This is a genomic window from Vagococcus hydrophili (assembly GCF_011304195.1).
Classification (GTDB): Bacteria; Bacillota; Bacilli; order Lactobacillales; family Vagococcaceae; genus Vagococcus; species Vagococcus hydrophili.
This window is the reverse complement of sequence record NZ_CP049887.1, coordinates 2,752,599-2,779,231: the sequence shown is the minus strand read 5'-3', so window position 1 is coordinate 2,779,231 and position 26,633 is coordinate 2,752,599. Positions and strand designations below refer to the sequence as shown.

Here is a 26,633-nt window from a genome sequence, read left to right as displayed (position 1 = left end):
ATTAATGGAAGAGAATCGAATCCTTCACGATTTTATAGATATGGCAATCCAGTCTGGTGGCTGGATGTTACTTGATCGAGTTTATTTAACTAATCGTATTATATCTATAGTCGGAGAAGTAAAAGAAGTGACAGTGTCTGATGAAGAAAAACCGTTGACATCAAAAGAACTTATTGAAGAATTACTAAAGATGGCAATTGGCAATAATCGAGTATCTCAAACAGATACAAAAGCTCTAGAAGTGTTGTCATCAGAGCTGAGAGATTTATTAACACCGCCACCATCAGTGGTTAACGCATTATTTTCTCAATACTACGAAAATTCAGAAAAAGAAGCGACAGATTATTTCCATTTGATGAATGTGACAAATGGGTATATTAATGAGACGGTAATTACAAAAGAAGAGATGATAATTAATAAAAGTCAATTTATCGTAAAAGTTTGTCCTGAACAAGTAGAAGTGGATCAAACAGAAGTCTGTGATTATTGCTTTGCTAGTGAAGGTTATGGGGTATTTAATAATCGAAATAAACGAATCATTCGAATGAATGTTAAAGGTGAGAGTTGGGGATTTTCTTATTCAGCGACACCAAATGTCAAAGAGCAATGTTTGTTTATGCCAGAAGAACACAGTCCGTTTGTATTTAATCGTCAGCTCCAAGAAACGATGCTTAATTTAGTTGATATCTACCCACATTATTTTGTGACGTATAATCCTAAAGTAACCTCTAGTTTACCTCATGGGTATTTGTATGGAGGAGAAGCATCAACACCTTTAATTGAAGCAGAAAATGACTTCATGTTTGATATTCCAGGATTTGTGACGATAGAGGCATCACTCGTTGAATGGCCTGTTTCAGTGATCAGATTGAAAACGTCAGTTAAGAAAAATCTGATTAACGCAATGGAATACCTAACTTTAAAATGGCAACAATATTCTTATCCATCATTAGATATTATCGCCAAAGATGAGAATGGTGAAAATTTACATTCAGTCACGCCAATCTTTAGAAAAGATGGCGATGCTTATGTTGCTGAACTTGTTTTAAATGATGATTCAAGTGAATTTAGCAGAATGTTAGAATATGAAAATCTGCTATTAAATAAAAATAATAAAGTAGATATTTTAGGTGTACTTAACTTGAAGGAAACAAAAATGACAACTGAAGAAGTAATAGAAGTTGTGACAACTAATTTTGAGAAACAGCAAATATTTAAGAAAACACCAGAAGGTCAACAAGCTTTTGTTCGTTTTATCGATACATTGTAGACAAGGAGGTTTTTAATGGAATGAAGGAAGAAAAACCCGCTTTAAAAAATATCAAATCAATTGCCCTGTATATAATTATCATTTTTGGCTACTTTTTATTAACTCAGGTACCAATGTTGTTAATCGCTGTATTGTCGCCTATTTTTAATAAAGGGTCAGTGATTGTTAATACAATTTTATTCATTACTTGGATAGTATTAGTAGGCTTAATTATTTTTGTGACTTGGCGTTATTACCATAAAAAAGGTGATAAAGAAAAATTAAAAATAGGATTTAAAGATATCGGTATTGCTTTAGGTTATTATGTAGGTATGTTACTAATTACAATGGTGATGACAATGCTCATGCAAGCAACTTACGGAGCGGACACGTCAGAAAATCAGGCGGTTCTGGAAGCTATGTTTGCAAGTGGGAAAAACATCTGGTTTGTTGGTGGTATGTCTCTGACAGTCGGTGTTGTGGCGCCAATCTTGGAAGAGTTAGTCTTTAGAGGAATACCATCAGTGACACTCTTTAAAAATAGTCCGAAGTGGTTCATAATGTTTATGACATCTATTGTCTTTTCAAGTGTCCATCTCTCAGAAAACATTATTTCTTTTGTGATGTACGCTTTAATGGGTGCGATGTTATGTCATGCCTATTTCAGAAGAGGAAATATCATTGATAGTATGTTGGTTCATTTCTTTAATAATGCTATAGTGGCAGTGTTTATGTTTTTAACATTCATTACTCAAAAATAGATAATTTAGAAGGATTGTAACGTAAATGTTACAGTCCTTTGATTTTTTATTTTTTCGAGTTGCTTGAAGCTAAGCGCCTTTTTCATCTTTTTTTAGTCGTGATTCAAAAGGCAGCTTCGAAAAGAAAAATTAATTCAAAAAGCGCGAATTATTTTTTCTTTCCTCCAGTTGCTTGAAGCTAACCACCTTTTTCATCACTGTTTTTGTAATATAGGTATCTTTTTTTTTTATTATCAATTAAAATGTAAGGTATGGATTTAATTTAGAGAGGTGTTTTAATGATAGGTTTCAAATTATTTTTAATTGCAGTGATGATTTATGTGACAGCGTTGTTTGTTGCTGCAGAGTTTGCGTTAGTTAAGGTCAGGTCATCTAAGCTGGAACAATTGGCAGCGGATGGGACAAAAAACGCAAAATTAGGCTTGCATTTAGTCCATCATTTAGATGATTACTTGAGTGCTTGTCAGCTAGGGATTACTTTAACTACCTTAATTATCGGGGGATTGGAGAAGAAACGGTTCGGACGTTGCTTGAGCCTTTAGTGAGTAAACTGCCTATGTCTAGTAGTATTACTTTAACAGTTTCTATCTTCTTGTCATACTTTTTAGTAACCTTCGTTGAGGTTGTAGTGGGTGAGTTATTACCTAAATCATATAGTATAGCCAACCCTGAAAAAGTGGTGTTAGCGATTGCTAAACCCCTACATTTCTTCTACAAATTAACTTATTTATTTATTAAATTGCTAAATCACTCAGCGAATTTAATTGGTAGAGCTTTTGGAGTTCACATGGTGGGCGAAGCAGAAGAGACGTTATCAGAAGAAGAAATTATTTTAGTTGCAGCAGATAGCTACAACAAAGGTGAAATCAACCAAGAAGAGTTTAAATATATTTCGAATATTTTTGAGTTTGATGAACGACAAGTGAAAGAAATTATGACGAATCGTTTAGATATGAAAGTCTTGGATTACGATTTGACCATTGAAGATGCGATTCCTAAAATTATTGATGTAGGGTATAGTCGTTTCCCGGTTATTAAAGAATCCAAAGATGAGATTATTGGATATGTGACGCTTCAACAATTGGTTCGTGACTCTTATATTGATAAAAATCGTTTACTAGCAGAAGAAACAGCAAAACCAATTTTTGTTATGGAAACTATGGTCGTGAAAGATGTTCTGAAAAAAATGCAAGAAGAGCATAAACATATCGCGATGGTTGTTGACGAATACGGTGGGACAGTTGGGATTGTTACGATTGAAGATATCATTGAGGAGATTGTTGGTGATATTCAAGACGAGTTAGACACAGAAAAAGAGATGATTCAACCTTTAGGACAAAATGAGTACCTTGTAGAAGGAAAAATTGAACTCGATGAGATTAGACATTATTTTAAACTGAAGGATTTAGAAGATCCAAACGGTAATGTAACTTTAAGTGGTTATTTTACAAGTGTGTATCCTAATGAAGTAGAAAAAGGTTTTTCTTTTGAAGTTGAAGGTGTCGTATTCACAGTGTTACTTGTGAGACAAACCGTTGTGGAGAGAATTAAAATCAAAGATACGCGAACAGAATAAAACAAGGTGAGGATGACCGAAAAACATCCTCATCTTATTTTTTTTAGGTGGAATAATTTTTTCACTCCTTATTTTCATCTTATTCCAAGTCTAAAAGTCTAAAATATGCTACAATATATCAGAATACTATGGAAAAGAGATTGATACATATGACAATTTTAGGAATAGATACATCAAACCAAAGTATGGCATTATGCCTATATGAAAACGAAAAAATAATTGGAAATTATACAAGTACCACACAGAAAAATCATAGCGTAACACTTATGCCAGCTATTAATTTTTTAATGACATCTAACGGTCTAAAACCGAGTGATTTAACAAAAGTGGTTATTGCTGAGGGACCTGGCTCATATACAGGCTTAAGAATCGGGGTAACAACTGCTAAAACATTAGCTTGGACATTAGGTATTGAACTAGCCTCTATTTCAAGTTTAGCAGTTCTAGCAGCATCTAAAAGAGCGTTTGAAGGATTAATTGTGCCACTATTTAATGCTCGTAGAAACAATGTATACACAGGCGCTTATGAGTGGTTGGATGGTAAATTGGTACCGGTGATTGGGGACAAACATGCTGAACTTGAAGAGTGGCTAACTCATTTGTTAACTCTTAACAGACCTATCTTTTTAGTTGGTCCTGAATTAGCTGTTTTTAGTGAGACCTTAGAAAAATTCCAAGAGTCAGACATTACATATAGCCCATCAATTGTTGATAATGATATTAACGCTACTTCTTTTTATTTATTAGACGGACAAACAAAAGCTATCAAAGACATAGATGCTTTTGTTCCCACATATTTGAAAAAAGTCGAAGCCGAGGAAAAATGGTTGGAAGAGAATCGTACCCAAGAGGACGTTAATTATGTTGAGCGAGTATAGAGATTCTTTAAAAAATAAATCAAAAGAAAATTTGATTCGTTTTGAAATAGCTAAAGTGACAGATATTTATCTTTTTCAGGATATTTTAAAAGAAGTCTACGGAAAATCACCATGGAGTAATACGATTTTTTGGCTAGAATTAACGAAAAAACAGCAAAGTCAATACATTAAAGCAGTTCATGGGTCAGAGGTATTAGGATTTATAGGCATTCGAATTATGAACACAGATGCTCATGTTACCAATTTAGCTGTCTTACCAAAATATCAACATCATGGTATTGGTAAACAATTACTAGATGAAGCAAAGCGATTTGCGAAAAACAGGCAGTGTTTAACCATGAGTTTAGAAGTCAAAAAAACAAATTATCGAGCCGTTGAAATTTATAAAAATTTTGGCTTTTATGTTAATGGGATTAAACCAAGATATTATAAAGAAGACAAGGAAGACGCGGTGGATATGTTTTTAATTTTAGAGGAGTCGTAAGGGTGAGAAGAGATCAACTGGATGTTTCAGATATTGAATTGTCGAAACAATGTTTTAGGTTAAGTCAGGGTGCTTTTGAATCTGGGTCTCCTTGGCAAGAAGAACAGTTTTTAAGTACGATTAAAAATCCAAGCAATACAAATTGTTTTTTGTTTAATCAAGATAAACTAGTAGGATATATTCTGTTATCTACTGTCCTAGATGAAGCTGATTTATTGTTAATCGGTGTTGCTAAAGAAGAGCAACGAAAAAATATTGGACAAAAGTTACTACAAGAAGCTTGTCTTGAATTAGACCAAAAAGAAGTTAAAAAAATATTTATTGAAGTTAGGCAGTCGAATAGTAAAGCCATCTCTTTTTATCAAAAGAATGGTTTTGTAGAAATTGCCAAAAGACGGAATTATTATCAAACCCCCAAAGAGGATGCCCTTATTTGGATGTTAGAGTTATAGGACGTGAAAAAATGGATATATTTAAAGATAAAAAAAGAGAATTAATTTTAGCAATAGAGAGTAGTTGTGATGAAACAAGTGTCGCCGTTATTGAGGATGGCAATCAAATCCTATCAAACATTGTTGCGTCACAAATTAACAGTCACAAACGTTTCGGTGGCGTTGTCCCTGAAGTTGCGAGCAGACATCATGTAGAACAAATTATCGGTTGTATTGATGAAGCATTAAAGGAAGCGGATGTTACCGTAGAAGATTTGGGTGCGGTAGGTGTTACGTATGGTCCTGGATTAGTGGGGGCTTTACTCATTGGAATTACAGCAGCGAAAAGCTTTGCTTGGGCGAATGATTTACCCTTAATTCCTGTGAACCATATGGCAGGACATATTTATGCAGCTAGTTTTGTTTCTGACATGACGTTCCCAGCAATGGCCCTACTTGTGAGCGGTGGACATACGGAACTTGTATATATGAAGGAACACGGCAGTTTTGAAATTATTGGAGAGACAAGAGATGATGCGTGTGGTGAAGCTTATGATAAAGTAGGACGCGTTTTAGGTCTTAAGTACCCAAGTGGAAAAGAAATTGATCAAATGGCTCATATTGGCAAAGACAGCTATCATTTTCCCCGTGCCATGATGAAAGAAGATAATTTTGATTTTAGTTTTAGTGGACTAAAAAGTTCTTTCATCAACCTTGTTCATAATGCAGAACAAAGAGATGAAGTATTGGATAATCATGATTTAGCAGCAAGTTTCCAAGCGAGTGTCATTGAAGTTCTGGTGACGAAAACAATGAGAGCTTGTAAAGAGTACAACGTTAAACAATTGATTGTGGCAGGTGGTGTTGCGGCTAATCAAGGGTTAAGAAGTGCGCTTGAAGCGAGTGTGACGGCTGAATTAACTGAGGTTGAATTAGTTGTTCCACCGTTAAGATTATGTGGAGATAATGCTGCGATGATTGGGGCAGCGGCATTTATTGAAGCAAAAAAAGGTCATTTTGCTAGTTGGGATTTGAATGCCAAGCCTAGTGTGACGTTATAAAAAATAAAGAGGCAGACCTTCATTTAGTCCGCCTCTTTATTGTCACTTTTCAGTTAGTGAAGTATTGTTCAATTCGTTGGTTTCTTTTTTCAGTAAAACAAAAATAAAGAAGATAACAAGAACAAAAAAAGTACTAATGATAGCAAATGTCAATCCTGAATTAATGATGTAATGGACAATTACACTAGGAATTAGTGAATCTGTTAGTTGGGTTAAAAGAAATAATAGAGAACCAACAACAAACGAAAACAGTATCGCATAGAAGCCATTATTATAATGGAGGGATGAAAAGAGTAAGGTAGATACCCAATATTTCACCCACTTATTGTCATAAAAGCTAGGAATAATTCCTCGAAACAATAACTCTTCAACAAGTGGAGGTTGCGTGTAGATTAACCAGTTTAAATGCCCAAAACTTGTGGATAGTATGCCTAGATGCCCTAATTTATAGTGAACTCCGCTACTGATAATTAATAGTAAAAGTAGAATAAATGCTATAATAGTACCAGATAGGGTGAATCTTAAGTTGATTTGTTTTAAGTATCGTTTAAAATCATTTTTTGTTTTTAATAAAAATGGTAAAAATAAATAGCTAAAATAAGTCACTAAAATAACGCTAAGATAAAAGAAAAGCATATATTTTTTATGAGGAACAACTAGTTTTACAAAATATGAGGTACTAAGTAAGATCAACCACCAAGAGAGATAGACAAGGCTCGTTTTTCTTATTTTTGTTAACATCTTTTACACGCCCTTTTTTATGTTAGTATGGCGTATTTTAAAATAAAGAGACATGTGTTTCTCTTACATAGATATAACAAAAATGTAAGGAAGTTATTTTTTGAATAATCTTGTAAAAATGACTTGATAAACGCTGATTTACAAGAGAAGATATAGAGGAAAGAAAATAGAGGTGGTTTAAATGAGTAATAATCGTCCAATCGGATTTTTAGATTCTGGCGTAGGTGGTTTAACCGTAGTCAAAGAAGCCATGAAACAATTACCAAACGAAACGGTTTATTATATAGGAGACACATTGCGTTGTCCATATGGTCCAAGACCAGTGGAACAAATCAAGCAGTTTACTTGGGAAATGACCCAATTTTTAATGAAAAAAAATGTGAAGATGATTGTTATTGCGTGTAATACTGCTACAGCGATTGCTCTAGAAGAAATCAAAAAGACACTTCGTATTCCAGTTGTCGGTGTGATTAATCCAGGGGCTCGTGCAGCTTTAAAATTAACTCATAATAATAAAATTGGGGTGATTGGAACAGCGGGAACAATTAACAGTGGTGAATACGGCTCAGCCATTCATAAAAAGTCACCAAAATCTGATGTTTACGGGATTGCTTGTCCTAAATTTGTTCCGATTGTTGAAAGTAAACAGTATAGCTCAACAATTGCTGAATCAGTTGTTAGTGAAGCGCTCGCTCCTTTTAATGGCAAAAATATCGATACATTAGTAATGGGCTGTACCCACTATCCGCTTTTGAAGCCTTTGATTAGGCAAGAAATGGGAGAGAAAGTGAAACTAATTGATTCAGGCGCTGAGGCAGTTAGTGAAGTGAGCATGCTCCTTGATTATTACGATATCGCAGCAGATGCCACAGAAGAAGAAAAACAACACGAATTTTTCATGACAGGTTCTAAAAAAATGTTTGAGGATATTAGCCATGATTGGTTAAATTTAGAATCAATTTCAACGAACAGAATAACACTACCGTAAAGGATGATAAAAAAATGAGACATGATCAAAGACAAAATAATGAAATAAGAAAAGTAAGTATCGAGACAGATTATTTAATTCATCCAGAAGGCTCAGTTTTAATTAGTTTCGGTCAAACTAAAGTCATCGTAAATGCAACGATTGAGTCTTCTGTACCTCCTTTTTTAAGAGGATCTGAAACAGGTTGGGTAACTGCTGAATATAGCATGTTGCCACGTGCCACTAATACAAGAAATCGTCGTGAGAGTAGTAAAGGAAAATTAACAGGTCGTACGATGGAAATCCAACGTTTAATTGGTCGCTCGTTGCGCGCTGTGGTGGATCTAGAAAAATTAGGTGAAAGATCAATTGTTGTGGATTGTGATGTGATTCAAGCAGACGGAGGCACTCGAACTGCTAGTATTACAGGTGCTTTTGTTGCTCTAAAAATAGCTATTGATAAATTAATCGCTAGTGGTGAGTTAACTGGAAATCCAATCAAGGAACATTTAGCAGCCATTAGTATTGGGGTTTTACCAAACGGAGAAGTTGTGACAGATTTGAATTACGTAGAAGATTCAAGTGCTTTCGTTGATATGAATGTGATCATGACTGAATCTGGTCGTTTGGTTGAAATTCAAGGAACTGGTGAAGAAGCAACCTTTACACGTGATGAATTAAATGAAATGTTGGATTTAGGTGAAGCGTCAATTAAAGAACTAATCGCGATTCAAAAGAAAAGTCTACAAAAAAAATCAATCCAACCAGAAGTGAAAAAAAATACGCAAAAAGAAATTTTAATTGCTACTCAAAATGTTGGTAAAGCAAAAGAATTTGAAGCTATTTTTAAAGAAAAAGGTTATGCCATAAAAACTTTATTAGATTATCCAGATGTTCCTGATGTAGAAGAAACAGGTAAAACCTTTGAAGAGAATGCGCGTTTGAAAGCTGAAACAATCGCTGAAGTCTTCCAATGTGTGGTTTTAGCAGATGATTCAGGATTAAAAGTGGACGCACTTAATGGTCAACCAGGTGTTTACTCAGCAAGATATGCGGGTGAAAGAAAAAGTGATGCAGCGAATAATGCCAAATTGATGCATGAATTATACGGAGTTGAGGGAGATAAAAGAAGTGCGCAGTTCCATTGTACGTTAGTTTTAGCCGCACCGAATCAAGAGAGTCTAGTCGTTACAGGAGAAGTACCAGGCGTGATTGGAACGATTCCTCGTGGTGAAAATGGGTTTGGATATGATCCGTTGTTCTTTGTTCCTGAGTTTGATAAAACAATGGCAGAGTTAACATCAGAAGAAAAAAATAAAGTGAGTCACCGGGCAAAAGCAATTGAAAATTTAGCTAAAGTATTTGATAAATGGATGGAGGCTTAAGGAATGAAGTATTTAGTAGTAAGTGATAATCATGGCGATCGTGACGTGTTGGTTGATATTGCGAGTGAATGGAGCGGAAAAGTTGCTGGCATGTTCCACTGTGGTGATTCTGAATTAGAAGTCACAGACGAGTTATGGCAAAAATATATAGTCGTTAAAGGCAATTGTGATTACGATCCAAAATATGATAAAGAATGCGTCATTAAGACAGAGGATGCCGTTTTTTACATGACACACGGTCATTTGTTTAATGTGAATACCAGTTTAACTCATTTAGCGATGTCTGCAAGAGAAAAAGAGGCAACGATTGCTTTTTATGGTCACACGCATAAATTATTTGCTGAAATGGAGAATGGTATTCTCTTTTTAAATCCAGGAAGCATCTCGCAACCAAGAGGAAAATACAGTGATTTGAAAACCTATGCCATGGTTGATATTTCAGATGACACGATAAAAGTGACTTATCATGGTCGTGACCACCAAGTAATTTCCGAACTTTCATCAGAATTTAATAAATAGATTAAGTTATTTTTAATAAGTTATGAATAAAATGTGAAAATGCTGATTCTCATCTTTTTTTGAGGTAAAATAGGGGTAGTAACTAAAGAATGGAGGCACTCCACATGATAGGGAATGCTGTTAAAAGTATTTTATTAGAAAATGAAGAACATCTTTTAGTCGATGGAGACAATGTTGCAACCTTAACAGACACGAACAATCTTGAGCATGCACTACTTGTTTTGACAAATATTGGTTATAGCAAGATTCCAGTGTTAAATAAGGAACAACAGTTAGTTGGGCTGATTTCATTGTCACATGTTGTGAATGAAATGTTTGATACTGAATCAATTAATGCGGATCGATTGGCAGATATTAAAGTCGCTGATGTGATGGATACAGACGTTAAATCAATTCAATTACCTTATAACATAGAGCGAATTTTAAATTTATTAGTTGATACTAATTTTATTCCAGTTGTTAATGAAAAAAATGAATTCTTAGGGATTGTTACCAGAAAAGAAATCTTAAAATCCGTGAATCATTTGGCTCATGAGCTAGAAATTAAATACGATGTGTATGAAAAAGAATTGTTACCTAATATTAAAATAAATCTAGAAGGAATCGAAAAAAATGGGATGGTCGGAAGAAGAAGTCGTTAAAATCAGACGTGATTTGCATCAAATTCCAGAAATTGGGTTAAGTGAATTTCAAACCCACGCTTATTTAATGTCCAAAATTAAAGAATTACCTAAAAATAGAATTGAAGTAAAAACAATGGAAACAGCCATTACTGTTAGAGTCAAAGGCACAAATCCGACAAAAACAATTGGTTGGCGAACGGATATTGACGGTCTACCAATTAAAGAAGAGACAGGACTTTCTTATTCGTCACAAACAGAAGGTCGAATGCACGCGTGTGGTCACGATTTTCATATGACCATTGCTTTAGGTGTACTAGAAAGAGTCGCCGAGAGTCAGCTTGAAAATGATGTTTTGTTCTTTTTCCAACCCGCAGAAGAAAATCTTTCTGGGGCGAAAATTTATTACGATAATGGGTTTGTGGGAGATGAATCCATAGATGAAATGTTTGGCTTGCATGTTGCACCTCATTTAGTACCTAAGGCAATTGGAACACTTGATGGGACCTTGTTTGCAGGAGCTTGTCGCTTTATTGTGACTCTTAAAGGAAAAGAGGGACACGCGGCTTTCCCCCATGAAGCCAATGATATGATTGTGGCAGCATCTAGTTTCGTTCAACAAGTTCAAACAATTATTAGTCGAAATGTGGATCCAATGGAAAGCTCAGTGATTACGTTTGGTGAATTTAATGCAGGAATTGCTGATAATGTGGTAGCAGGTCAAGCTGTTTTAACAGGGACAATCAGGTCTTTAACCTATGAAATAAGCACGTTAACTCAAAGTAGAATGCGAGATATTGCTGAAGGTATTGCCAGATCATTTAATTGTGAAGTAGTACTTGAATTAGATCAAAAAGGGTATGTACCTGTAGTCAATAATTCTAAAATTACACAAGATTTCATGGATTACTTTAAAGAAAAACAATCAGTTGAGTTTGTTGAGGTTAAGGAAGCCATGACTGGCGAAGACTTTGGGTATCTACTTAAACAGATACCTGGTCTGATGTTTTGGTTAGGTGTAGGCAGTGAGTATGGCTTACATCACGGAAAATTCAATCCAGATGAATCAGTTATTTTCCCTGCAATCAAAGAAATCAGTGATTATATAAAACACCGTGATTGCATTAGATAATAAAGATATCATTTTTATACCTAAATTAAAAAGTAAGCTAACCATTTTTTGGTCAGCTTACTTTTTTAAACACTTAAATTTAAAGGTGTGCTTGGAATCGTCACACCTTCATTAGTTAAAGCCTCTACGTAGGCAGTTGTGAGGGCTGTTTTAACCATCACTTGTGATCCTGCAACAGCATAGAGAACGCATCTAACAGCGAAAGTTCCGTTAGGTAGTGTTGTTAAACCTAAAATGTTAGGATCAGATCGAACTTCTGGCATGTTAATGGCTAGTTCCTCGTTGATTTGATTCATAATTCGTTTAACTTTTTCAATATCTTCGTCAGGATTGACGCGAATATCAATTAAAACTTGTTGATTTCCTCGAGACAAGTTACTCACAACTAGTATCTGCCTATTGGGAATGTAATTCATTGTGCCATTAAAGCTTTTGACCTGAGTTGTTCTTAGTCCTACCTGCTCCACAACCCCTTCAACTGTATTAAGGATCACGTGGTCTCCAACATCTAATTGACGTTCGTAAATGATGAAAAAACCTGTAATCACATCATTAATGAAACCTTGAGCACCAAGACCGATGGCTACCCCAGCAATTCCAGCCCCTGCAATAAGAGAGCCAACAGGAATGCCAATTATGGTTAAGATGGAATAAATAATCACGAAAAATAAAAAATATTGAAAAAAATTCTTAGCTAGTGTTTCTAAGGTATTTAAGCGACCTTCACTATAAGCTTCTTTTTTACGGTAGTTTTTAAATGATTTTTCGATTAATTTTAAAACAATTTTCCGAACAATGATTAGAATGACACACATTAAAATAATTAAAACAGCTTTGTAGATCACGGATGAAATTATTTTTTCCCAATCTAAATCATTCCAAAAATTTTGGAATACACGAAGACCGTTTTTTGTTTGTTTAGTAATCTCTAATTGAGTGCTTGATGTTGTTTCTTGCATTTTTCAGTCCTCCTTAGTAAAATAACGCGGTACATCACTATTTTAGCATGTATTTAGATGTTGTGAAAAGGATAAGATAATGGTATCCTAAAAATAGTATTTTATATGAAAGGTAGGAGATAGTAAAGATGTCAGGTATGGAAATTGCAGCGCTAATTGCCGCTGTCGCATTCGTTGTTTTAGTCATAGTTATTGTATTTTTCTTACTGCAGTTGAATAAAGTTATCACAGAATCAACTGAAAAAGTGAACCGAATTTTAGATAAAACAAATAAAACTGTTAGTGTGTTAACAAAAGATGTGGATATTCTTTTAAGACAAAGTGAAGAGATGTTAGTAACAGGTAACGAGCTTTTGACTGATGTAACGAAGAAAGTTGAAACCATTGATCCGTTATTCCAAGCAGTTGCAGATTTAAGCGAAAGTGTCTCAGAACTAAACGCGTCAAGTAAGAGTCTCCTAGTTAAAGTTGGAGATGCAGGGAAAACTGCAGCAACAGCTACAATCGTAGGAAAAGCAGCTCAAAGTGCAGCGCATTTATTTAAAAAGAAATAATTAATCAGGAGGCAATACATATGTCAAAAAAATCAAATGGCTTTTTAGTAGGAGCAGTTATCGGTGGAGCCGCAGCGGCAGCCGCTGCATTACTATTAACACCAAAAAGTGGTAAAAAGATGAGAGAAGATTTAATCGATCAATTAGATGGCGTTTCAGAAGGTAAAGCAAGTGAATTAGCAGGAATTGCTCAAGTAAGAGGAAATGAAATTAGTGATTTTGCTAAACAAAAAAAAGATGAATATAGCTGGGTAGGCGATAAAGTATCAACACATGTTGATCAAGCCAAAGCAACTTCAAGCGATCTTTTAGAAGGCTTAAAAGATAAAACAGCTGACATTCAAGATGATTTTAAAAGAACGTCATCTGAAGTGAGAGGCAAAGTAAACGACCTAACTCACGATGATATTATTTTAAAAGATGAAAATATTTCAGAAGATTTATACTCAGCACTTGAAAATAATGAAAAATAGTATATAATTAGATAGCTTTTAATGAAAGTCAAATCACTAGATTTGGCTTTTTTCTATGAAAATTTCTTAATCTTTTCATGAAAAAGAGAATAAAACGCTTGCAAAAAAATAGGTTATCTGATAACCTAATATCAATAAACATGCCAAACGTCATTTTTTGGCGTTGAAGGAGAAAATATAATGGAAAAACAAACTATCACTATTTATGATGTGGCTCGTGAAGCTGCAGTTTCAATGGCAACCGTATCACGTGTTGTTAACGGCAATCCTAACGTTAAACCAGCAACAAGAAAGAAAGTTTTAGAAGTAATTGATCGTCTTGATTATCGTCCAAATGCTGTCGCTCGTGGTTTAGCAAGTAAACGTACAACAACAGTCGGTGTTATTATTCCAGATGTAAGTAATGCTTACTTTGCGTCACTTGCTCGTGGGATTGATGATGTAGCGACTATGTACAAATATAACATTATCTTAGCTAACTCAGATGGCGATGATAAAAAAGAAATCAGCGTATTAAATACGTTATTAGCAAAACAAGTAGATGGTGTTATTTTTATGGGACATCATTTAACAGAGGAAATTCGTGGGGAGTTTTCACGCTCTAAAACACCTGTTGTTTTAGCGGGTTCAATTGATCCTGATGATCAAGTTGGTTCGGTTAATATCGATTATAAAGAAGCTACTAAAGATGCGACAACTAAATTAATCAAATCTGGTAATAAAAAAGTAGCCTTTGTTTCAGGGTCACTTTTAGATCCAATCAATGGTGTTTACCGTTTAAATGGTTATAAAGAAGCCTTAAAAGAAAACGGACTAACATTTAACGAAGGATTAGTTTTTGAATCTGAATATAGCTATAAAGCTGGTTTAAAATTACACGATCGTATGGCAAATAGCGGAGCAACTGCTGCGGTTGTTGCTGATGACGAATTAGCTGTGGGCTTATTAAACAGCTTAACAGACAACGGTATTAGCGTTCCTAGTGAGTTTGAAATCATTACAAGTAATAACTCATTATTTAGTGATATCGCTCGTCCAAGCGTTTCTAGTATTTCTCAACCTCTATATGATATCGGTGCGGTGTCAATGCGTTTATTAACAAAATTAATGAACAAAGAAGATATTGATGAAAAAACAGTTATCTTGCCTTACGGATTAATCGAAAAAGGTTCAACTAAATAAAGTAAAGAGAATCGAAGTTAAGCTTCGGTTCTTTTTTTTATCAAATTATGTTATACTGTAAAAAAATGAAAGAGGTGATCATTCAATGGTTTGCATAGACAATTTAAATAACAAAACTGAATTAAAGTTCTTGTACCTTTGTCGTGCAATTATTTCCGTATTCTCATAAATTGGATTAGTCTGTCTAAATTTAATGAAAATACATGAAAACGACCATTTAATGAGAAACTTTTTATCAAGTTAAATAACAAGGTCGTAGTCTATCTACGATCTTTTTTATTTTCTCTTTAGAGGTCTAGGAAAGAGGAAAAAAGATGTTACAAATCAACCAAGTTACTAAATCAATGTTTGGAAATACATTATTTAAAAAAGCAACGATTCAAATTAATGACGGTCAAAAAATCGCTTTAGTGGGAGATAATGGATCCGGGAAATCAACATTGCTAAAAATTATCGCAGGAATTGAAGGCGTTGATAGTGGTTCAATTTCGATTTCTAAAAATCAAGAAATTAGTTATTTAGAACAACAAAGTATTGTAACGACTGAAGAAACAGTTTATGACTATATTTATAATGGTCAAGAAGCAATTAAAAAGTTAGCCTATCAATTAACCAACTTAGAAAGTCGATTATCAGATCCAGAAGAAAAAGAACTAGAAAAGGTCATGGATCGATATGGAAAAATTCAAGAGGAATTCATTGAAAAAGATGGCTATGTCATTGAAGAGCTAATTAAGAGTATTGCAACAGGTTTGAAAATTGAATCGCTGCTGTATCGCTCGATTGCAGAGTTAAGCGGTGGACAACAGACATTAGCAAAATTAGCTAGATGCCTACTTGAAAATAAAGAAATCCTATTATTAGATGAACCGACTAACCATTTAGATGTGGACGGGCTTAATTGGTTAGAGAACCATTTAAAACATAGTAAACAAACAGTCATTATTGTTTCCCATGATCGTTTCTTTTTAGATGAAGTAGCAGAAAGAGTCTTATTAATTGATCATCAAAAAATTAATAGCTATGTAGGTAACTATACAAAATTTAAGGAATTGAGGGAAGCTGAACTAATCGAACAGCAAAAAAACTTCCTCATTCAGCAAAAGGAAATTAAACAAACTGAAGATGCTATTCGACGATTCAGACACTGGGGTGCTATTAGTGATAATGAAAAACACTTTAAAAAGGCAAAGCGATTAGAAGCGAATTTAGAAAAAATGGATAAAGTTGATTCCCCTCAAAATCCAAAACAAATTGCTGCTAGTCAGGGATTCAAAGAAGAGAAACGTTCAGGTAAAGAAGTAATTCAGTTAAAAGAGGTAAGTAAATCTTTTGGTGATAAACAAATTTTCTCAAACATTAATTTAACAATTTACCGTCAAGATCATTTAGCGATTTTAGGAGCAAATGGATCGGGTAAATCAACGTTGATTAAAAGTATTATTGGTATGGAAGAAATTAGTTCAGGAGAAATAAAAATAGGGAATAGCGTTGAAATTGGCTATCTCTCACAAGTAATAACTTATAAATTTGAGTATCAAACAGTTCTTGATTATTTTAAAGAACATGTGGATGTGTTTGAGGAAGATGCGAGACGAATTTTATCCTACTTCAAATTCTTTAAGGAAGATGTCTTTAAAAAGGTATCTAATCTGAGTGGTGGTGAGAAAGTTCGACTTGAATTAGCTTGTTTAATGAATCAACCCGTAAACTGTTTAATTTTAGATGAACCGACAAACCATTTAGATATTCAAACAAGAGAATGGCTAGAAGAGCAGCTACTTAGTTTTGAAGGTACTTTAATTATGGTTAGTCATGACAGATATTTTATTAAAAAATTAGCTAATAGAAGCTTAGAAATTGAAAAAATGAAGTAAAAATTATCTCCCGCTTGTGTTTAAGGAATAATGGTTGTATAATTGGACTATACCAAAAACAACGGAGGTATCCCTTATGAAAATAATTAAAGTAACTAATCAAGTTGAAGGTGGAAAAGCCGCTTTTGATATTATAAAAAATGAAATGGTTGCAGGAAATGTTAAAACATTAGGTTTAGCAACAGGTAGTACGCCAGAAACTTTATACCAAGAAATTGTTGCCAGTGATTTAGATTTTACTGACATGAACTCAGTCAACTTAGATGAATATGTTGGTTTAGAAGCTAGTAACGATCAAAGTTACCACTACTTTATGAAGAAACATTTATTTGAAGCAAAACCTTTTAAGAATAATTATTTACCAGATGGAACCACATCTGATGCTAAAAAAGAATGTGCGCGATACGATCAAGTGATTGCAGAAAATCCAATTGATATTCAAATCTTAGGAATTGGTGAAAATGCACATATTGGATTTAACGAACCAGGTTCTTCATTTGAGGGAACAACAAGCGAAGTGAAATTAACAGAATCAACAATCGCTGCAAACAGTCGTAACTTTGCTAAAAAAGAAGATGTTCCTACTCATGCCTATTCAATGGGAATTAAATCAATTATGCAATCTAAAAAGATTATTTTACTAGCGTATGGTGAGAAAAAAGCAGAAGCTATTTTCAATAGTTTACAAGGTCCTGTGACAGAAGATGTTCCAGGGAGCGCTCTTCAAAATCATTCAGATGTCATCATCATTGTTGATGAAGCAGCTGCAAAATTATTGAAATAAAACATAAAGACTCCACAATCACATATTGATTGGGAGTCTTTTTTATTTAAAGAATATTTTTGTAGGAAATAACTATACGATCTTTGTACATTTGTTTCTCTTGATAGCTTAGGTGTTGGTTGGATGTAATATCAATTAGACAACTATGCGTGTATTTCTTTAAGATTGTTCCTGAAAAAACACGTGAGTCGTCAGGATAACCAAAAGTAATTCGAGCGCCATTTTCATACTGAATATTATAGTTATTTTCTTTTACTTCAATTTCAAGTGAGTAGGTATTTTTATTATAAGCCATTATTTTTCCTCCTAAAAGTTAGAAACTTAATAGCTATATTATATCGTATGAAAATTATAGGTATTGAATAAACTTAAGATAAATTTAATTATTAAAGTGATTTTTATAGTCGCTCTTTTTTATGATATATGTGTTCCTTTATCGACATAAATCAAGTCCCCTGTGATACCAGTTGATAAATCACTCATTAAGAAGGCAACCGTGTTACCAACTTCTTCAATTGTGACTTGTTTACCAGCAGGTGTTCTAGTTGCAGCGTCATCTAAAAGCTCACGGAAACCTTTAATACCAGATGAAGCAAGAGTTTTAATGGCACCTGAAGAAACAGCGTTCACACGAATATCTTGCTCGGCTAAGTCTAATGCTAAATAACGAACAGAAGCTTCTAATGAGGCTTTGGCTAATCCCATAATATTATAATTGCTAACAGCACGACTTGAACCAATATAAGTTAAGGTTGTGATACTACTTCCAGGATTTAATATTTTACGGGCTTCACGGGCAACAGCCACAAAAGAGAATGAACTGATTTCGTGAGCGATTTTAAAACTATCTCTTGAAGCATCAGTAAGTTCGCCTTCTAATGCTTCTTTAGGCGCAAAAGCGATTGAGTGAATCACTCCATCAATGTTACCGAATCTTTTTTCGATTTCCTCAAAAGCAACTTGGATATTTGTATCTTCTGCTACATCACATTCTACAGTGGCGTCGTTCTCATCTATTAAGCGGTCCAATTGTTTTTTTACACGGTCATTTTGATAAGTAAAGATGACTTCTGCCCCACATTTTTTAAGCGCTAAGGCACAACCCCAAGCGATACTTGATTTATTAACTACTCCCATTAAGACGATTTTTTTACCTTTTAATAATGTATTCATTTAATTACACTCCTAATTCGTTTTTTTCATTATATAATTATTTTGTGAAAATTAACAGAAAAATAGTTTGAATATCAAACTATTTTTTAAAAAAGTAATTAGAATGGTTGATTTATAGGCTTTTTTATTAGAAATTTTTTTTAATAGCTCTTATAAATTGAATGTCACTTTTAATCAATTTGAAAAGTATTAAAGATACAAAAGAAAAAATCATAAATATGATTAATGATAATAAAAACAATTATTTAAGCTGAATTATTTATTAATTAGAAATACAAGTTTTTTTTCTTTTGTAAATTGACACATAACCTTTGTAATGCTACGTTTAAGTAGTGTTTTTACTAATAATAAGTATAGAGAGGGTATGTATGGATCATTTAGATATAGATAACATATTAGAAACCTATTCTGATATGGTTTATCGAATTGCGTACACGCAAATGAAATCGCAAACAGATGCGGAAGATGTTTATCAAGAGGTCTTTTTAAGACTAGTTAAAAACTATAAAAAAATAAAAAGTGAGGCTCATTTAAAGCATTGGTTAATTCGTGTCACTATTAATTGTTGCTATTCTCAACTAGGTTCGAGCTGGAACAAACATAAAGCGAGATATGAAGACAATCAAAGTGTGCTTGAACCAAGTATCAAAAGAGATGAGGAGCTAGATGATTTACTAGAAGCCTGTCATGGATTAAATGAGAAGGATCGAATGATTATTCACTTGCATTATTTTGAAGGCTACGCCTTACAGGAAATTGCTGACTTTTTGGAAATGAGTTTGGATGCCACGAAAAAAAGATTATCACGAGCGAGGCAGACATTGAAAAAAGAGATAGGAGGCGACTATTAAGATGACGAACGATTATAAAAAACAAGTAAGTAAAATTAAAACGCCAGAAAGTTTAAAAATGAGAACCAAAGAACTCATGGAACAAGAATTAAATCAGACAGAAAAAGAAGTCACTAAAGAAATAAAACAAGAAAAAGCTAAAATTATAAAAATAAAACCACAGTACAAACACTTACTACAAGTCGCAGTTATTATTGGGATTATCGTTATTCCAAGTATTTATTTTTCTCAAAATCATTACAAAGTTGTCTCAGTTGAACCCAATCAATTTAACTTCTCTCCCAATTTAGGCAAGTTAGGGGATGTTTCGTCTAAAGATCAATACACTATTCAAAAAAGTGATTCGGCAGATGTTATTCCAGAATTCTTAAAAGAAGTTAAAGAAGGAAAGATTAAAGGTGTTAATGTCAGAGTTGCTAAAGATAAAAAAGGTAAATTTTATGCAAGCTTTGAAAAAGACAAAACTTTTTATTATATAGAGGGAAAAGATATTACGGAAAAAGAATTCATTGATTATTTAAAAAAATTATTTTAAGTGTCACCTTTTTATATTTCAAGAGTATTAGTTATATAAAGAGGTAAAGGAGGACAAAATGAAAAAGGTAGGGTTAGCTTGTTTAGCATTTGTGTTACTAGCAACAGGATGCTCCGTTTCACAAGAAGAAGCGAAAGATACAACAAAAGATTTAGAAGTAGTTTCTCAGGTTAAAGAAAAGAAAACAAAAGAATTTGATAAAAATTCAAAACAGATCAAACAAGATGAAACAATCACAATGGGTATTGAATTTGATCCCAAGGAAAAGAAAATGACCAATATGACGGAAGTTTTCGAAATCTATCAAGATGCTAATTTGAAACAACCAGTCGCAACCCAGTACGAGTACGACAAGGAGAAAAATAAAATATCCTTAAAACCACCAAGAATTCCGGTGGGAAGTATTGGTACTTTAGATGTGGATAAAAAAGACCATGGTTACACAGATGACACGTTAATGTTCTATGACAAACCTAATACTCAGTGGGGGCGCATGAATCAGTTGTACCTTGTCACAAAAGTTGATGTAAAAACTGGTGAAAAATTACCAGAACCACTTGTTCAGGTGCTAAATGTTGATCAGAAAATTGAGGAAGAGATGAAACTTTCTCTAGAACTGAGTAAAGAAGGTCAACCAATTTTTCACTGGAATAAAGTCAAAGAAGCAGAGTATTATTACGTGATTTCATATGATTACAAAGATGATAAAGGAATCACTTTCCAAGGATTCGTGGGGACAAAACCACCGATACGAAATGGCAACCTGAAAATTTAAATGCCTTCAAAACGTTTAAAGTATCTGAATTAGAAAGAGGTACCGAGGAAAATATTAAGAAATATGGTAAGGGCAATGAACCAATTAAACAGGAAACGGACAGTGACACAGTTTACGCCGTAGTTGGGGTTAATGCAGATGGAACCACAGCCATGAGTAACATGGTGAAGTTGAGTAATATTTCAGAAAGAATTCCTTTGTATGAAGAAGTTAAAAAAAGTTTTGATGAAGAAGGAAATACAACCATTACTGATATGTCCCTTTTACCATCCTTTAGATGGATTACTATGGCTGACGGCACGTTGGTTCAACGTTTGATTAACTATGATCTCTCAAAGGCAAAAGAAACTGAAGAGGTTTGGGGAGAATATGAAAAAGAAGATCTTTCCGATTTAAAATCAAAACGGGTAAAAATTATTAGTATTCCTTATACCGTTGATGGGACGAAATTTAAAGGAGTTGCCAAAGTATCTAAGTACAATAAAGACAATTGGCAAGCCCACCTTAAACAAATTGATGAGCGTCAAAATAAATTAAAATCAAAAGCAGGAATGATTAATTTTGAAATCGCTCAAAAAGATGTTGAGATTGATAAGGGTAAATTAAAAGAATCAAGTAAAAAAGCAACTGAAAAAGTAAAAGATCAAGTAACAGCTCATACGAAACTCAGTGAATACTTAGCGCAACAAATGTTGACAAGACAAGAATGGATTGATATTTCAGATTACTCTGAAACAACTAGTAGTGATGTTTTAATGGATAATTTTGAAGAAGCCATGTATCAAAATCCTTTAATATTAGGGGTTAAAAACATTGCTCTTTCTAAAAATGGACACATGTTAATTGTTAGTTATGAAGACAATCAAAAAGAATTTGAGAAGAAACAGGAATCGATTCGAAAAGAAGTCAAAGAAGTTGCTAAAAAAATTGTCAAAGACGATATGAGTGATCTGCAAAAAGAATTTGCGATTAACCAATATTTAATTGAAACAGCAAAATATGATGACGCTGCACTTGAAAATGCAGAAAAAAATCAATTCAAAAATGTAGATAAGGAATTTAATGATTCATTTACACCATACGGAGTATTAGTTAATAAAGTGGGCGTTTGTGCAAGCTACGCGGGAGCCTTTAAACTCCTAGCTGATGAAGTTGGATTAGAGTCAATTGTTGTGACAGGTTATCTTGACGGAGAAGTTCCTCATGCTTGGAACAAAGTCAAATTAGATAATGCTTGGCATTCAGTGGATTCAACTAATAATGACAATGAATTAATCTTGAATGCGTTGTTAAATGCGCCTAAAAAAGCAACGAAGAAAATTTTACAAGAAGATGAGCGTTATCTTGTTGATGATTATTTGAAAGACTATGAAGCAAGTGATGATGATAAGGACAAAGAATATTATCATGTTGAGAAAAAATTCTTTGATCAAAAAGAAGTCGCTCAAAAATTAATCGAAGGCTTGAAAAAAGAAGAGTCAATTACTTTAAGAACAGACTATCAAATTGATGATGATGATTTCATGTCCATTGTTAAAGCAGTTAATGCTGAACTTAGAAATGAAGATTTAAAAGGAACTTATTGGAATGGAGTTATCTTTTTAAGTAATAAATAATCGGAGGAAAATTAAAATGAAAAAATTAAAAATGTTAGTAGTACCAGCAGTCTTAGGAATGGTTTTAGTCGGATGTGGTGGAAAAAAAGGCGATGAATCTGGATCAACAAAAGGGTCTAAAAATAATGTGGCGAATGTTGAAGTTAAAGAAGGAAGCTACGTTAAATTACCAAGTGATAAAGGTAAAGAAAGTATTGAATTAGATCTTAATGTAAAAAATAATTCTAAATCAAAATTTTATGTTGCAGAAGATTCTTTCTATTTGACTGAAAAAGGAAAAGATGAAAAAATTGCTGCGAAAGCAATGCTTGGTTCTGATATGGGATCACTTGATATTTATAAAACAGTTATTAACGGAGACTTATCTCCAGAAAAAAGTTTAAGTGGAAAAATTTTCTTTGAAATCCAAGAGGGGAAAGAGTATACTTTGAATTTTTCTAGTCATGGTTTTGATGAAAAAGCTGGTAAAGAGTTAGAAGAAGTTGAAGTTCCTTTAGATTTGAAAAAAATGGAAGACTCTAAAAAAGCTTTAGATGAACCAATGAAAGCCTTCCAAGCATATATGGATGTGGTCTTTTTAAATAAAGAAAACAAAGATTACGAAACCTTAGTTGGTAATGATAAGGCCAAAGATCAAGAAGTGATCAAAAAAGAATTTTCAAAAAATATGAAAAGCATGATTTTTTCTGCCAATACAAGTGATGATAAAATGGCGAAAGCTTACGAACAATTTTATAAAGAACAGTCATCAAAATTTAAAGTGGAATCAGAAATGGAAACACGTTTGAGTGATCTTGCTGTGATTGAAGTGAAGATGTCGGGCATTAATGATCAATCACTCTTTACAGCAACATCAAAAATAAAAGAAGAATACTATGACAAAACGGGTGATTTTGACATGGAAAAAGAAAGTGAGTATTTAGTAAATAACTTTGAAAAAGCGTTAAAAGAAGGACAAGTTAATCATTTACAAGATGCAAAAGTAACGATGACCAAAAAAGATAAAAAATGGCACATTGAACTTAGTTCAGATAATTATTATGAAAATAAACAATTAGTTAGTGGTTTCTTAGGCAAAAATTACTAATTAGTTATTAGGAGGAAGTAAAATGAAAAAGCGGTTAGGTTGGTTAGTGACAATTGTATTAACCGGATTGTTATTAGTTAGTTGTGGTAGTGGTTCTAAAAATAAATTCGTAAAATTTATTAAAGACGAGGGTAAAATAGAGAATATTAACTATGATTTTAATTTGAAATTAACAGACTTGGAGTTGGTAGATACAACAGGCAGTAAAACGCCTAATCCATTTCTTAAAGTAACAGAAACTCAAATGAAAGATTTTTCAATGAAGGGTAATTTCCAAGCTGAATCAAAAGACAAAAAAAGCCAATTTTCGGTGGATTCAAAAATAAAAGTTTTGGGTACAGAAATTCCAGTGAAATTAATCGGCGATATTGGCGGCGATAATAAAACTTACATGAGCATTGATTCTTTTTTCAGTCTACTGGATCTATTTAACTCTATGACGGGTGAAGACGTGATGGGCGCAAAAATTGATAAAAAACCTTTTGAAGGGAAATATATCGATTATACAAGTTTAATTTCTGAAGAAATGCCAGGTAATTTAGATAGCAAAAATGATATTAAACCACTATTAGAATCTCCAAAAGAGCTTAATGAAGGAAGAGCAATGTGGCTATCGAGTTTAGATAGTAAAAAGTATGAACAAAAAGAAGATGAAATTACATTATTACTTAAGAAAAAAGATATAGTGGAGTTTATCAAAAAATCAGAGTCTAAAGACAACAAAAAAGAGGTAAAAGAACTTCTCAAAATATATGAAGATTTCAAAAATTTTGAGATTAAACATCACATCAATTTGAAAACCAAACAACAAAAAGTGGAAATAGTGATGGAACCTAGTGAAAAAGAAGCAACAGAAGCTGGATTCAAAAAAATGGCTTTCAGTGTAGAATATAAAAAAGTTGATAAAAAAGTGAGTATCAAACAACCAGAAAGAATTGATATTTTAGATATGGAAGAGTTGTTTGACCAAATACTAGGACAAACAGATGTTAATGATTTACTAGGTGATCCTGGTAAATCTTCAAAAGAAGCACCAAAAAGTAAGGTAGAGAAAAAAGACATCAACTTAAAAGTCTTTACACCAAATCCAGTGGGAGATGAGGAAGTTCGTTACGAATCTGATGGGGACAAAATAGCGGCTTATGTTCCAGACTATGAGCATTATACAGAAGATGAAGTGAAACAAATGTTAGGTGAACCAAGTGTCATCTTAGATGATCCAAACGTTATTTCTGACATGTTATCTGAAAAAGAATTCGATAAAATTGCTGAAGAATTTCAAGCAGATAAGCTAACAGAATCTCAAGCGAAAGCTTTTGCATTTGCTGCCAAAGACTTATCAATCGCAGTTGGCATGGGAACGAAAGTTAAAGTTTGGGTTTATGAAGACGGAAAACCTAATGTTTATTTTACAGATAAAAAAGCAGTCTTTATTACACCAAAAACAGATTATATGGATTTCAAAGGTAAAATCGGAAACAAATCAGTTTAAAGCTAAAGATAGAGCAAAAGTTTATGTCAAATGGCGCTTTTGTTCTGTTTTTTTAAAGGAGAAAATTATAATGAAATCATTGTGTCAGTCATCAAAGAAGATTATTTTAAATAAAAAGACAAGGAAACTGGTATTTAAATCAGTCTTCTTGTCTTTTTTCAAAATGGCCCATAATTTTTTGATTGCTTGTTTCATGATTAAGTAAATGATGAACAGCTCTTTTACCAACTTCCTTTAAGTGAAAATCAAGACTGTCAATTGAGAAAATATCACTAAATAGCTGATTATCTTCACTGATTAAATAAAAATCTCGATTCATTTGATAGTTAGTTTCTAAACTCGCTTTATATACACCAGCAGCCACTTCATCTCCATTACCATAAAGAATAAATGGCTCTTTAAATTCAGCAAACAACTTTTGACCTAAGATGTAACCATTCTCAAAATTAGTCAAACCAATCAGAAAAGCATCCTCAATTGGGTAATGAGGAAAATATTTGGCAAAACTAGTCATTTTTCTTTCAGTACTATAACTAGCGGATTTTGAACGATGAACCGTCACAAAAATCTTTTTGTATTGTGTTAATTTTGCTAAATGATCAAAAGCTAAATCAAACATAGACACTCGATCAGGATAGACGGAAGGCGTGCTGTTAAACCTTGTTTTTTCAGTCGTTATAATAGGTCCGTATTGACTTAATTCAGATAAAAAATCATCATCTTGAGTTTTTGAAGTGACAATAATCCCGTCTACCGTTTTATCTCGAAGTAGGGTATAGTAGTTTTTTTCTAACTCTTGGTCGAAATAAGTGGGAAGTATCATAACTTTTTGATGTTCTTTTGTCGCCTCTTCTAAAATACTTTCAACGAGTTGGTCATAACAAGAGTTCCTAATGTAAGGGACGACTAATCCGATGATATTGCTTTTACCATTACTTAAATTAATCGCATTCTGATTAGGAACATAGTCGATTTCCTTCATTACTTCAAGAACTCTCTGGCGCTTATCTTCCTTAACATAGGGGTGATGATTAATGACCCGAGAGACTGTACTGGTGGATACTCCAGCTAGTTTAGCGATTTTTCTAATACTCATAAACGTCCTCCTTTAGCAAACGACTAAACTTAATACTTCATCTAATAGTTTACCAAATCGTTTGATGGTTTGGTTACCATATTCAATAAATTTATACTGATGATTATCAAAATAAAAAGAAATTTCTTCCGTTCCAAAAATAGTTTGCGTTTTAAACTTTTCAATTTCACCTAAGGGAATATGCAAGTTCAATGGTTTTTTACCATTAGTTCTATCACTTAAAACCACAGCTTTTTCATTAATTGTAATCGAAACAAAGTAAAAAGCTAATTCCGTTCCATTTTCAACTTCAACTAATCCGTACATTTCATTCATTTGATCGTCTCCTTTATTGTTTGTTAACTACACAATAATCTATGAAACGCGTCTCATAGC

The 26,633-nt window shown here is 33.3% G+C and carries 30 protein-coding genes; 24 read left to right on the top strand and 6 right to left on the bottom strand.

Features of this window, described 5'->3' with window-relative positions; all coding sequences use genetic code 11:
* Positions 1-4 precede the first annotated feature (4 nt).
* The 8 genes from G7082_RS13670 (at position 5) to tsaD (ending at position 6,440) form a co-directional block, all read left to right on the top strand.
* A complete protein-coding gene (locus G7082_RS13670; protein ID WP_166035759.1) occupies positions 5-1,270 on the top strand; it encodes a hypothetical protein in 1,266 nt (421 codons plus the stop codon).
* A 20-nt stretch (positions 1,271-1,290) separates the two neighbouring features.
* Positions 1,291-2,010 (top strand): CPBP family intramembrane glutamic endopeptidase, encoded by a 720-nt coding sequence (locus G7082_RS13665; protein WP_166035758.1) that lies wholly within the window; start codon positions 1,291-1,293, stop codon positions 2,008-2,010.
* A gap of 278 nt (positions 2,011-2,288) precedes the next feature.
* Entirely contained in the window at positions 2,289-2,552 is a 264-nt protein-coding gene (locus tag G7082_RS15155) for a CNNM domain-containing protein (protein ID WP_166035757.1), read from the top strand.
* A gap of 14 nt (positions 2,553-2,566) precedes the next feature.
* Entirely contained in the window at positions 2,567-3,586 is a 1,020-nt protein-coding gene (locus G7082_RS15150; RefSeq protein ID WP_166035756.1) for a hemolysin family protein, read from the top strand.
* 149 nt (positions 3,587-3,735) lie between these two features.
* A complete protein-coding gene (gene tsaB / locus G7082_RS13650) occupies positions 3,736-4,464 on the top strand; it encodes a tRNA (adenosine(37)-N6)-threonylcarbamoyltransferase complex dimerization subunit type 1 TsaB (RefSeq protein ID WP_166035755.1) in 729 nt (242 codons plus the stop codon).
* The gene (rimI, locus tag G7082_RS13645; protein ID WP_166035754.1) at positions 4,451-4,948 is read left to right on the top strand and encodes a ribosomal protein S18-alanine N-acetyltransferase; all 498 of its coding nucleotides are present in this window, start codon (positions 4,451-4,453) and stop codon (positions 4,946-4,948) included. The genes tsaB and rimI (G7082_RS13645) overlap by 14 nt, the downstream gene beginning before the upstream one ends.
* Before the next feature lie 2 nt (positions 4,949-4,950).
* Entirely contained in the window at positions 4,951-5,400 is a 450-nt protein-coding gene (rimI, locus tag G7082_RS13640; RefSeq protein WP_166035753.1) for a ribosomal protein S18-alanine N-acetyltransferase, read from the top strand.
* Between the two features lie 11 nt (positions 5,401-5,411).
* Positions 5,412-6,440: a tRNA (adenosine(37)-N6)-threonylcarbamoyltransferase complex transferase subunit TsaD gene (tsaD, locus tag G7082_RS13635; protein WP_166035752.1), complete on the top strand. Its 1,029-nt coding sequence runs from the start codon at positions 5,412-5,414 to the stop codon at positions 6,438-6,440.
* A 42-nt stretch (positions 6,441-6,482) separates the two neighbouring features.
* On the opposite strand, the gene G7082_RS13630 is transcribed toward tsaD, so the two are convergent.
* Positions 6,483-7,181 (bottom strand): CPBP family intramembrane glutamic endopeptidase, encoded by a 699-nt coding sequence (locus tag G7082_RS13630; protein WP_166035751.1) that lies wholly within the window; start codon positions 7,179-7,181, stop codon positions 6,483-6,485.
* Positions 7,182-7,362: 181 nt separating this feature from the next.
* On the opposite strand from G7082_RS13630, the gene racE reads away from it, so the two are divergent.
* The 5 genes from racE (at position 7,363) to G7082_RS13605 (ending at position 11,804) form a co-directional block, all read left to right on the top strand.
* Entirely contained in the window at positions 7,363-8,169 is an 807-nt protein-coding gene (racE, locus tag G7082_RS13625; RefSeq protein WP_166035750.1) for a glutamate racemase, read from the top strand.
* 14 nt (positions 8,170-8,183) lie between these two features.
* Positions 8,184-9,533, top strand: coding sequence for a ribonuclease PH (gene rph, locus G7082_RS13620; RefSeq protein WP_166035749.1), 1,350 nt, complete (start codon positions 8,184-8,186; stop codon positions 9,531-9,533).
* A gap of 3 nt (positions 9,534-9,536) precedes the next feature.
* Positions 9,537-10,052 carry a metallophosphoesterase gene (locus tag G7082_RS13615; protein ID WP_166035748.1) on the top strand — a complete coding sequence of 172 codons (516 nt, stop codon included), beginning with the start codon at positions 9,537-9,539 and terminating at the stop codon, positions 10,050-10,052.
* Positions 10,053-10,156: 104 nt separating this feature from the next.
* Positions 10,157-10,693, top strand: coding sequence for a cyclic-di-AMP-binding protein CbpB (gene cbpB / locus G7082_RS13610; protein WP_166035747.1), 537 nt, complete (start codon positions 10,157-10,159; stop codon positions 10,691-10,693).
* Positions 10,665-11,804, top strand: a complete 1,140-nt coding sequence (locus G7082_RS13605; protein WP_166035746.1) for an N-acetyldiaminopimelate deacetylase — start codon at positions 10,665-10,667, stop codon at positions 11,802-11,804. The genes cbpB and G7082_RS13605 overlap by 29 nt, the downstream gene beginning before the upstream one ends.
* A 65-nt stretch (positions 11,805-11,869) precedes the next feature.
* On the opposite strand, the gene G7082_RS13600 is transcribed toward G7082_RS13605, so the two are convergent.
* Positions 11,870-12,763: a mechanosensitive ion channel family protein gene (locus G7082_RS13600; protein WP_166035745.1), complete on the bottom strand. Its 894-nt coding sequence runs from the start codon at positions 12,761-12,763 to the stop codon at positions 11,870-11,872.
* Between the two features lie 128 nt (positions 12,764-12,891).
* On the opposite strand from G7082_RS13600, the gene G7082_RS13595 reads away from it, so the two are divergent.
* The 5 genes from G7082_RS13595 (at position 12,892) to G7082_RS13575 (ending at position 17,633) form a co-directional block, all read left to right on the top strand.
* The gene (locus G7082_RS13595) at positions 12,892-13,317 is read left to right on the top strand and encodes a DUF948 domain-containing protein (RefSeq protein WP_166035744.1); all 426 of its coding nucleotides are present in this window, start codon (positions 12,892-12,894) and stop codon (positions 13,315-13,317) included.
* Positions 13,318-13,337: 20 nt separating this feature from the next.
* Positions 13,338-13,790, top strand: a complete 453-nt coding sequence (locus G7082_RS13590) for a YtxH domain-containing protein (protein WP_166035743.1) — start codon at positions 13,338-13,340, stop codon at positions 13,788-13,790.
* Between the two features lie 180 nt (positions 13,791-13,970).
* Positions 13,971-14,972 (top strand): catabolite control protein A, encoded by a 1,002-nt coding sequence (ccpA, locus tag G7082_RS13585; RefSeq protein WP_166035742.1) that lies wholly within the window; start codon positions 13,971-13,973, stop codon positions 14,970-14,972.
* Positions 14,973-15,286: 314 nt separating this feature from the next.
* Positions 15,287-16,849 carry a ribosomal protection-like ABC-F family protein gene (gene abc-f, locus G7082_RS13580; RefSeq protein WP_166035741.1) on the top strand — a complete coding sequence of 521 codons (1,563 nt, stop codon included), beginning with the start codon at positions 15,287-15,289 and terminating at the stop codon, positions 16,847-16,849.
* Positions 16,850-16,925: 76 nt separating this feature from the next.
* Positions 16,926-17,633 (top strand): glucosamine-6-phosphate deaminase, encoded by a 708-nt coding sequence (locus G7082_RS13575; protein WP_166035740.1) that lies wholly within the window; start codon positions 16,926-16,928, stop codon positions 17,631-17,633.
* A 46-nt stretch (positions 17,634-17,679) separates the two neighbouring features.
* Here the strand turns inward: G7082_RS13575 and G7082_RS13570 are convergent, their stop codons facing one another.
* Both G7082_RS13570 and fabI read right to left on the bottom strand, forming a co-directional pair.
* A complete protein-coding gene (locus G7082_RS13570; protein ID WP_166035739.1) occupies positions 17,680-17,928 on the bottom strand; it encodes a DUF2187 domain-containing protein in 249 nt (82 codons plus the stop codon).
* A gap of 119 nt (positions 17,929-18,047) precedes the next feature.
* Complete coding sequence (gene fabI, locus G7082_RS13565) at positions 18,048-18,806, bottom strand: enoyl-ACP reductase FabI (protein WP_166035738.1); 759 nt, start codon at positions 18,804-18,806, stop codon at positions 18,048-18,050.
* 368 nt (positions 18,807-19,174) lie between these two features.
* Here fabI and G7082_RS13560 point away from each other — a divergent pair, with 368 nt between their 5' ends.
* The 6 genes from G7082_RS13560 (at position 19,175) to G7082_RS13535 (ending at position 25,162) form a co-directional block, all read left to right on the top strand.
* A complete protein-coding gene (locus G7082_RS13560; RefSeq protein ID WP_166035737.1) occupies positions 19,175-19,657 on the top strand; it encodes an RNA polymerase sigma factor in 483 nt (160 codons plus the stop codon).
* 1 nt (position 19,658) lies between these two features.
* A complete protein-coding gene (locus G7082_RS13555; protein ID WP_166035736.1) occupies positions 19,659-20,192 on the top strand; it encodes a DUF4367 domain-containing protein in 534 nt (177 codons plus the stop codon).
* A 58-nt stretch (positions 20,193-20,250) separates the two neighbouring features.
* A complete protein-coding gene (locus tag G7082_RS13550) occupies positions 20,251-20,967 on the top strand; it encodes a hypothetical protein (protein WP_166035735.1) in 717 nt (238 codons plus the stop codon).
* Positions 20,968-21,119: 152 nt separating this feature from the next.
* Complete coding sequence (locus G7082_RS13545) at positions 21,120-22,583, top strand: transglutaminase domain-containing protein (RefSeq protein ID WP_166035734.1); 1,464 nt, start codon at positions 21,120-21,122, stop codon at positions 22,581-22,583.
* A gap of 16 nt (positions 22,584-22,599) precedes the next feature.
* Complete coding sequence (locus tag G7082_RS13540) at positions 22,600-23,670, top strand: DUF5105 domain-containing protein (protein WP_166035733.1); 1,071 nt, start codon at positions 22,600-22,602, stop codon at positions 23,668-23,670.
* Positions 23,671-23,692: 22 nt separating this feature from the next.
* A complete protein-coding gene (locus G7082_RS13535) occupies positions 23,693-25,162 on the top strand; it encodes a DUF4947 domain-containing protein (protein WP_166035732.1) in 1,470 nt (489 codons plus the stop codon).
* A 139-nt stretch (positions 25,163-25,301) separates the two neighbouring features.
* Here the strand turns inward: G7082_RS13535 and G7082_RS13530 are convergent, their stop codons facing one another.
* Both G7082_RS13530 and G7082_RS13525 read right to left on the bottom strand, forming a co-directional pair.
* The gene (locus tag G7082_RS13530; protein WP_166035731.1) at positions 25,302-26,258 is read right to left on the bottom strand and encodes a LacI family DNA-binding transcriptional regulator; all 957 of its coding nucleotides are present in this window, start codon (positions 26,256-26,258) and stop codon (positions 25,302-25,304) included.
* 12 nt (positions 26,259-26,270) lie between these two features.
* Positions 26,271-26,573 carry a hypothetical protein gene (locus G7082_RS13525; RefSeq protein WP_166035730.1) on the bottom strand — a complete coding sequence of 101 codons (303 nt, stop codon included), beginning with the start codon at positions 26,571-26,573 and terminating at the stop codon, positions 26,271-26,273.
* Positions 26,574-26,633 lie beyond the last annotated feature (60 nt).

What these genes read in the sequence shown, in the direction of transcription:
- G7082_RS13595 (WP_166035744.1), top strand. Translation starts at nt 12,892, where the DNA reads ATGTCAGGTATGGAAATTGCAGCGCTAATTGCCGCTGTCGCATTCGTT.
- G7082_RS13560 (WP_166035737.1), top strand. Translation starts at nt 19,175, where the DNA reads ATGGATCATTTAGATATAGATAACATATTAGAAACCTATTCTGATATG.
- G7082_RS13550 (WP_166035735.1), top strand. Translation starts at nt 20,251, where the DNA reads ATGAAAAAGGTAGGGTTAGCTTGTTTAGCATTTGTGTTACTAGCAACA.
- G7082_RS13670 (WP_166035759.1), top strand. Translation starts at nt 5, where the DNA reads ATGGAAGAGAATCGAATCCTTCACGATTTTATAGATATGGCAATCCAG.
- G7082_RS13575 (WP_166035740.1), top strand. Translation starts at nt 16,926, where the DNA reads ATGAAAATAATTAAAGTAACTAATCAAGTTGAAGGTGGAAAAGCCGCT.
- G7082_RS13525 (WP_166035730.1), bottom strand. Translation starts at nt 26,573, where the DNA reads ATGAATGAAATGTACGGATTAGTTGAAGTTGAAAATGGAACGGAATTA.
- abc-f (WP_166035741.1), top strand. Translation starts at nt 15,287, where the DNA reads ATGTTACAAATCAACCAAGTTACTAAATCAATGTTTGGAAATACATTA.
- G7082_RS13600 (WP_166035745.1), bottom strand. Translation starts at nt 12,763, where the DNA reads ATGCAAGAAACAACATCAAGCACTCAATTAGAGATTACTAAACAAACA.
- tsaB (WP_166035755.1), top strand. Translation starts at nt 3,736, where the DNA reads ATGACAATTTTAGGAATAGATACATCAAACCAAAGTATGGCATTATGC.
- rph (WP_166035749.1), top strand. Translation starts at nt 8,184, where the DNA reads ATGAGACATGATCAAAGACAAAATAATGAAATAAGAAAAGTAAGTATC.
- racE (WP_166035750.1), top strand. Translation starts at nt 7,363, where the DNA reads ATGAGTAATAATCGTCCAATCGGATTTTTAGATTCTGGCGTAGGTGGT.
- G7082_RS15150 (WP_166035756.1), top strand. Translation starts at nt 2,567, where the DNA reads ATGTCTAGTAGTATTACTTTAACAGTTTCTATCTTCTTGTCATACTTT.
- G7082_RS13570 (WP_166035739.1), bottom strand. Translation starts at nt 17,928, where the DNA reads ATGGCTTATAATAAAAATACCTACTCACTTGAAATTGAAGTAAAAGAA.
- G7082_RS13605 (WP_166035746.1), top strand. Translation starts at nt 10,665, where the DNA reads ATGGGATGGTCGGAAGAAGAAGTCGTTAAAATCAGACGTGATTTGCAT.
- G7082_RS13615 (WP_166035748.1), top strand. Translation starts at nt 9,537, where the DNA reads ATGAAGTATTTAGTAGTAAGTGATAATCATGGCGATCGTGACGTGTTG.
- G7082_RS13665 (WP_166035758.1), top strand. Translation starts at nt 1,291, where the DNA reads ATGAAGGAAGAAAAACCCGCTTTAAAAAATATCAAATCAATTGCCCTG.
- G7082_RS13590 (WP_166035743.1), top strand. Translation starts at nt 13,338, where the DNA reads ATGTCAAAAAAATCAAATGGCTTTTTAGTAGGAGCAGTTATCGGTGGA.
- cbpB (WP_166035747.1), top strand. Translation starts at nt 10,157, where the DNA reads ATGATAGGGAATGCTGTTAAAAGTATTTTATTAGAAAATGAAGAACAT.
- G7082_RS15155 (WP_166035757.1), top strand. Translation starts at nt 2,289, where the DNA reads ATGATAGGTTTCAAATTATTTTTAATTGCAGTGATGATTTATGTGACA.
- G7082_RS13535 (WP_166035732.1), top strand. Translation starts at nt 23,693, where the DNA reads ATGAAAAAGCGGTTAGGTTGGTTAGTGACAATTGTATTAACCGGATTG.
- G7082_RS13630 (WP_166035751.1), bottom strand. Translation starts at nt 7,181, where the DNA reads ATGTTAACAAAAATAAGAAAAACGAGCCTTGTCTATCTCTCTTGGTGG.
- tsaD (WP_166035752.1), top strand. Translation starts at nt 5,412, where the DNA reads ATGGATATATTTAAAGATAAAAAAAGAGAATTAATTTTAGCAATAGAG.
- G7082_RS13555 (WP_166035736.1), top strand. Translation starts at nt 19,659, where the DNA reads ATGACGAACGATTATAAAAAACAAGTAAGTAAAATTAAAACGCCAGAA.
- fabI (WP_166035738.1), bottom strand. Translation starts at nt 18,806, where the DNA reads ATGAATACATTATTAAAAGGTAAAAAAATCGTCTTAATGGGAGTAGTT.
- ccpA (WP_166035742.1), top strand. Translation starts at nt 13,971, where the DNA reads ATGGAAAAACAAACTATCACTATTTATGATGTGGCTCGTGAAGCTGCA.
- G7082_RS13545 (WP_166035734.1), top strand. Translation starts at nt 21,120, where the DNA reads ATGAGTAACATGGTGAAGTTGAGTAATATTTCAGAAAGAATTCCTTTG.
- G7082_RS13530 (WP_166035731.1), bottom strand. Translation starts at nt 26,258, where the DNA reads ATGAGTATTAGAAAAATCGCTAAACTAGCTGGAGTATCCACCAGTACA.
- G7082_RS13540 (WP_166035733.1), top strand. Translation starts at nt 22,600, where the DNA reads ATGAAAAAATTAAAAATGTTAGTAGTACCAGCAGTCTTAGGAATGGTT.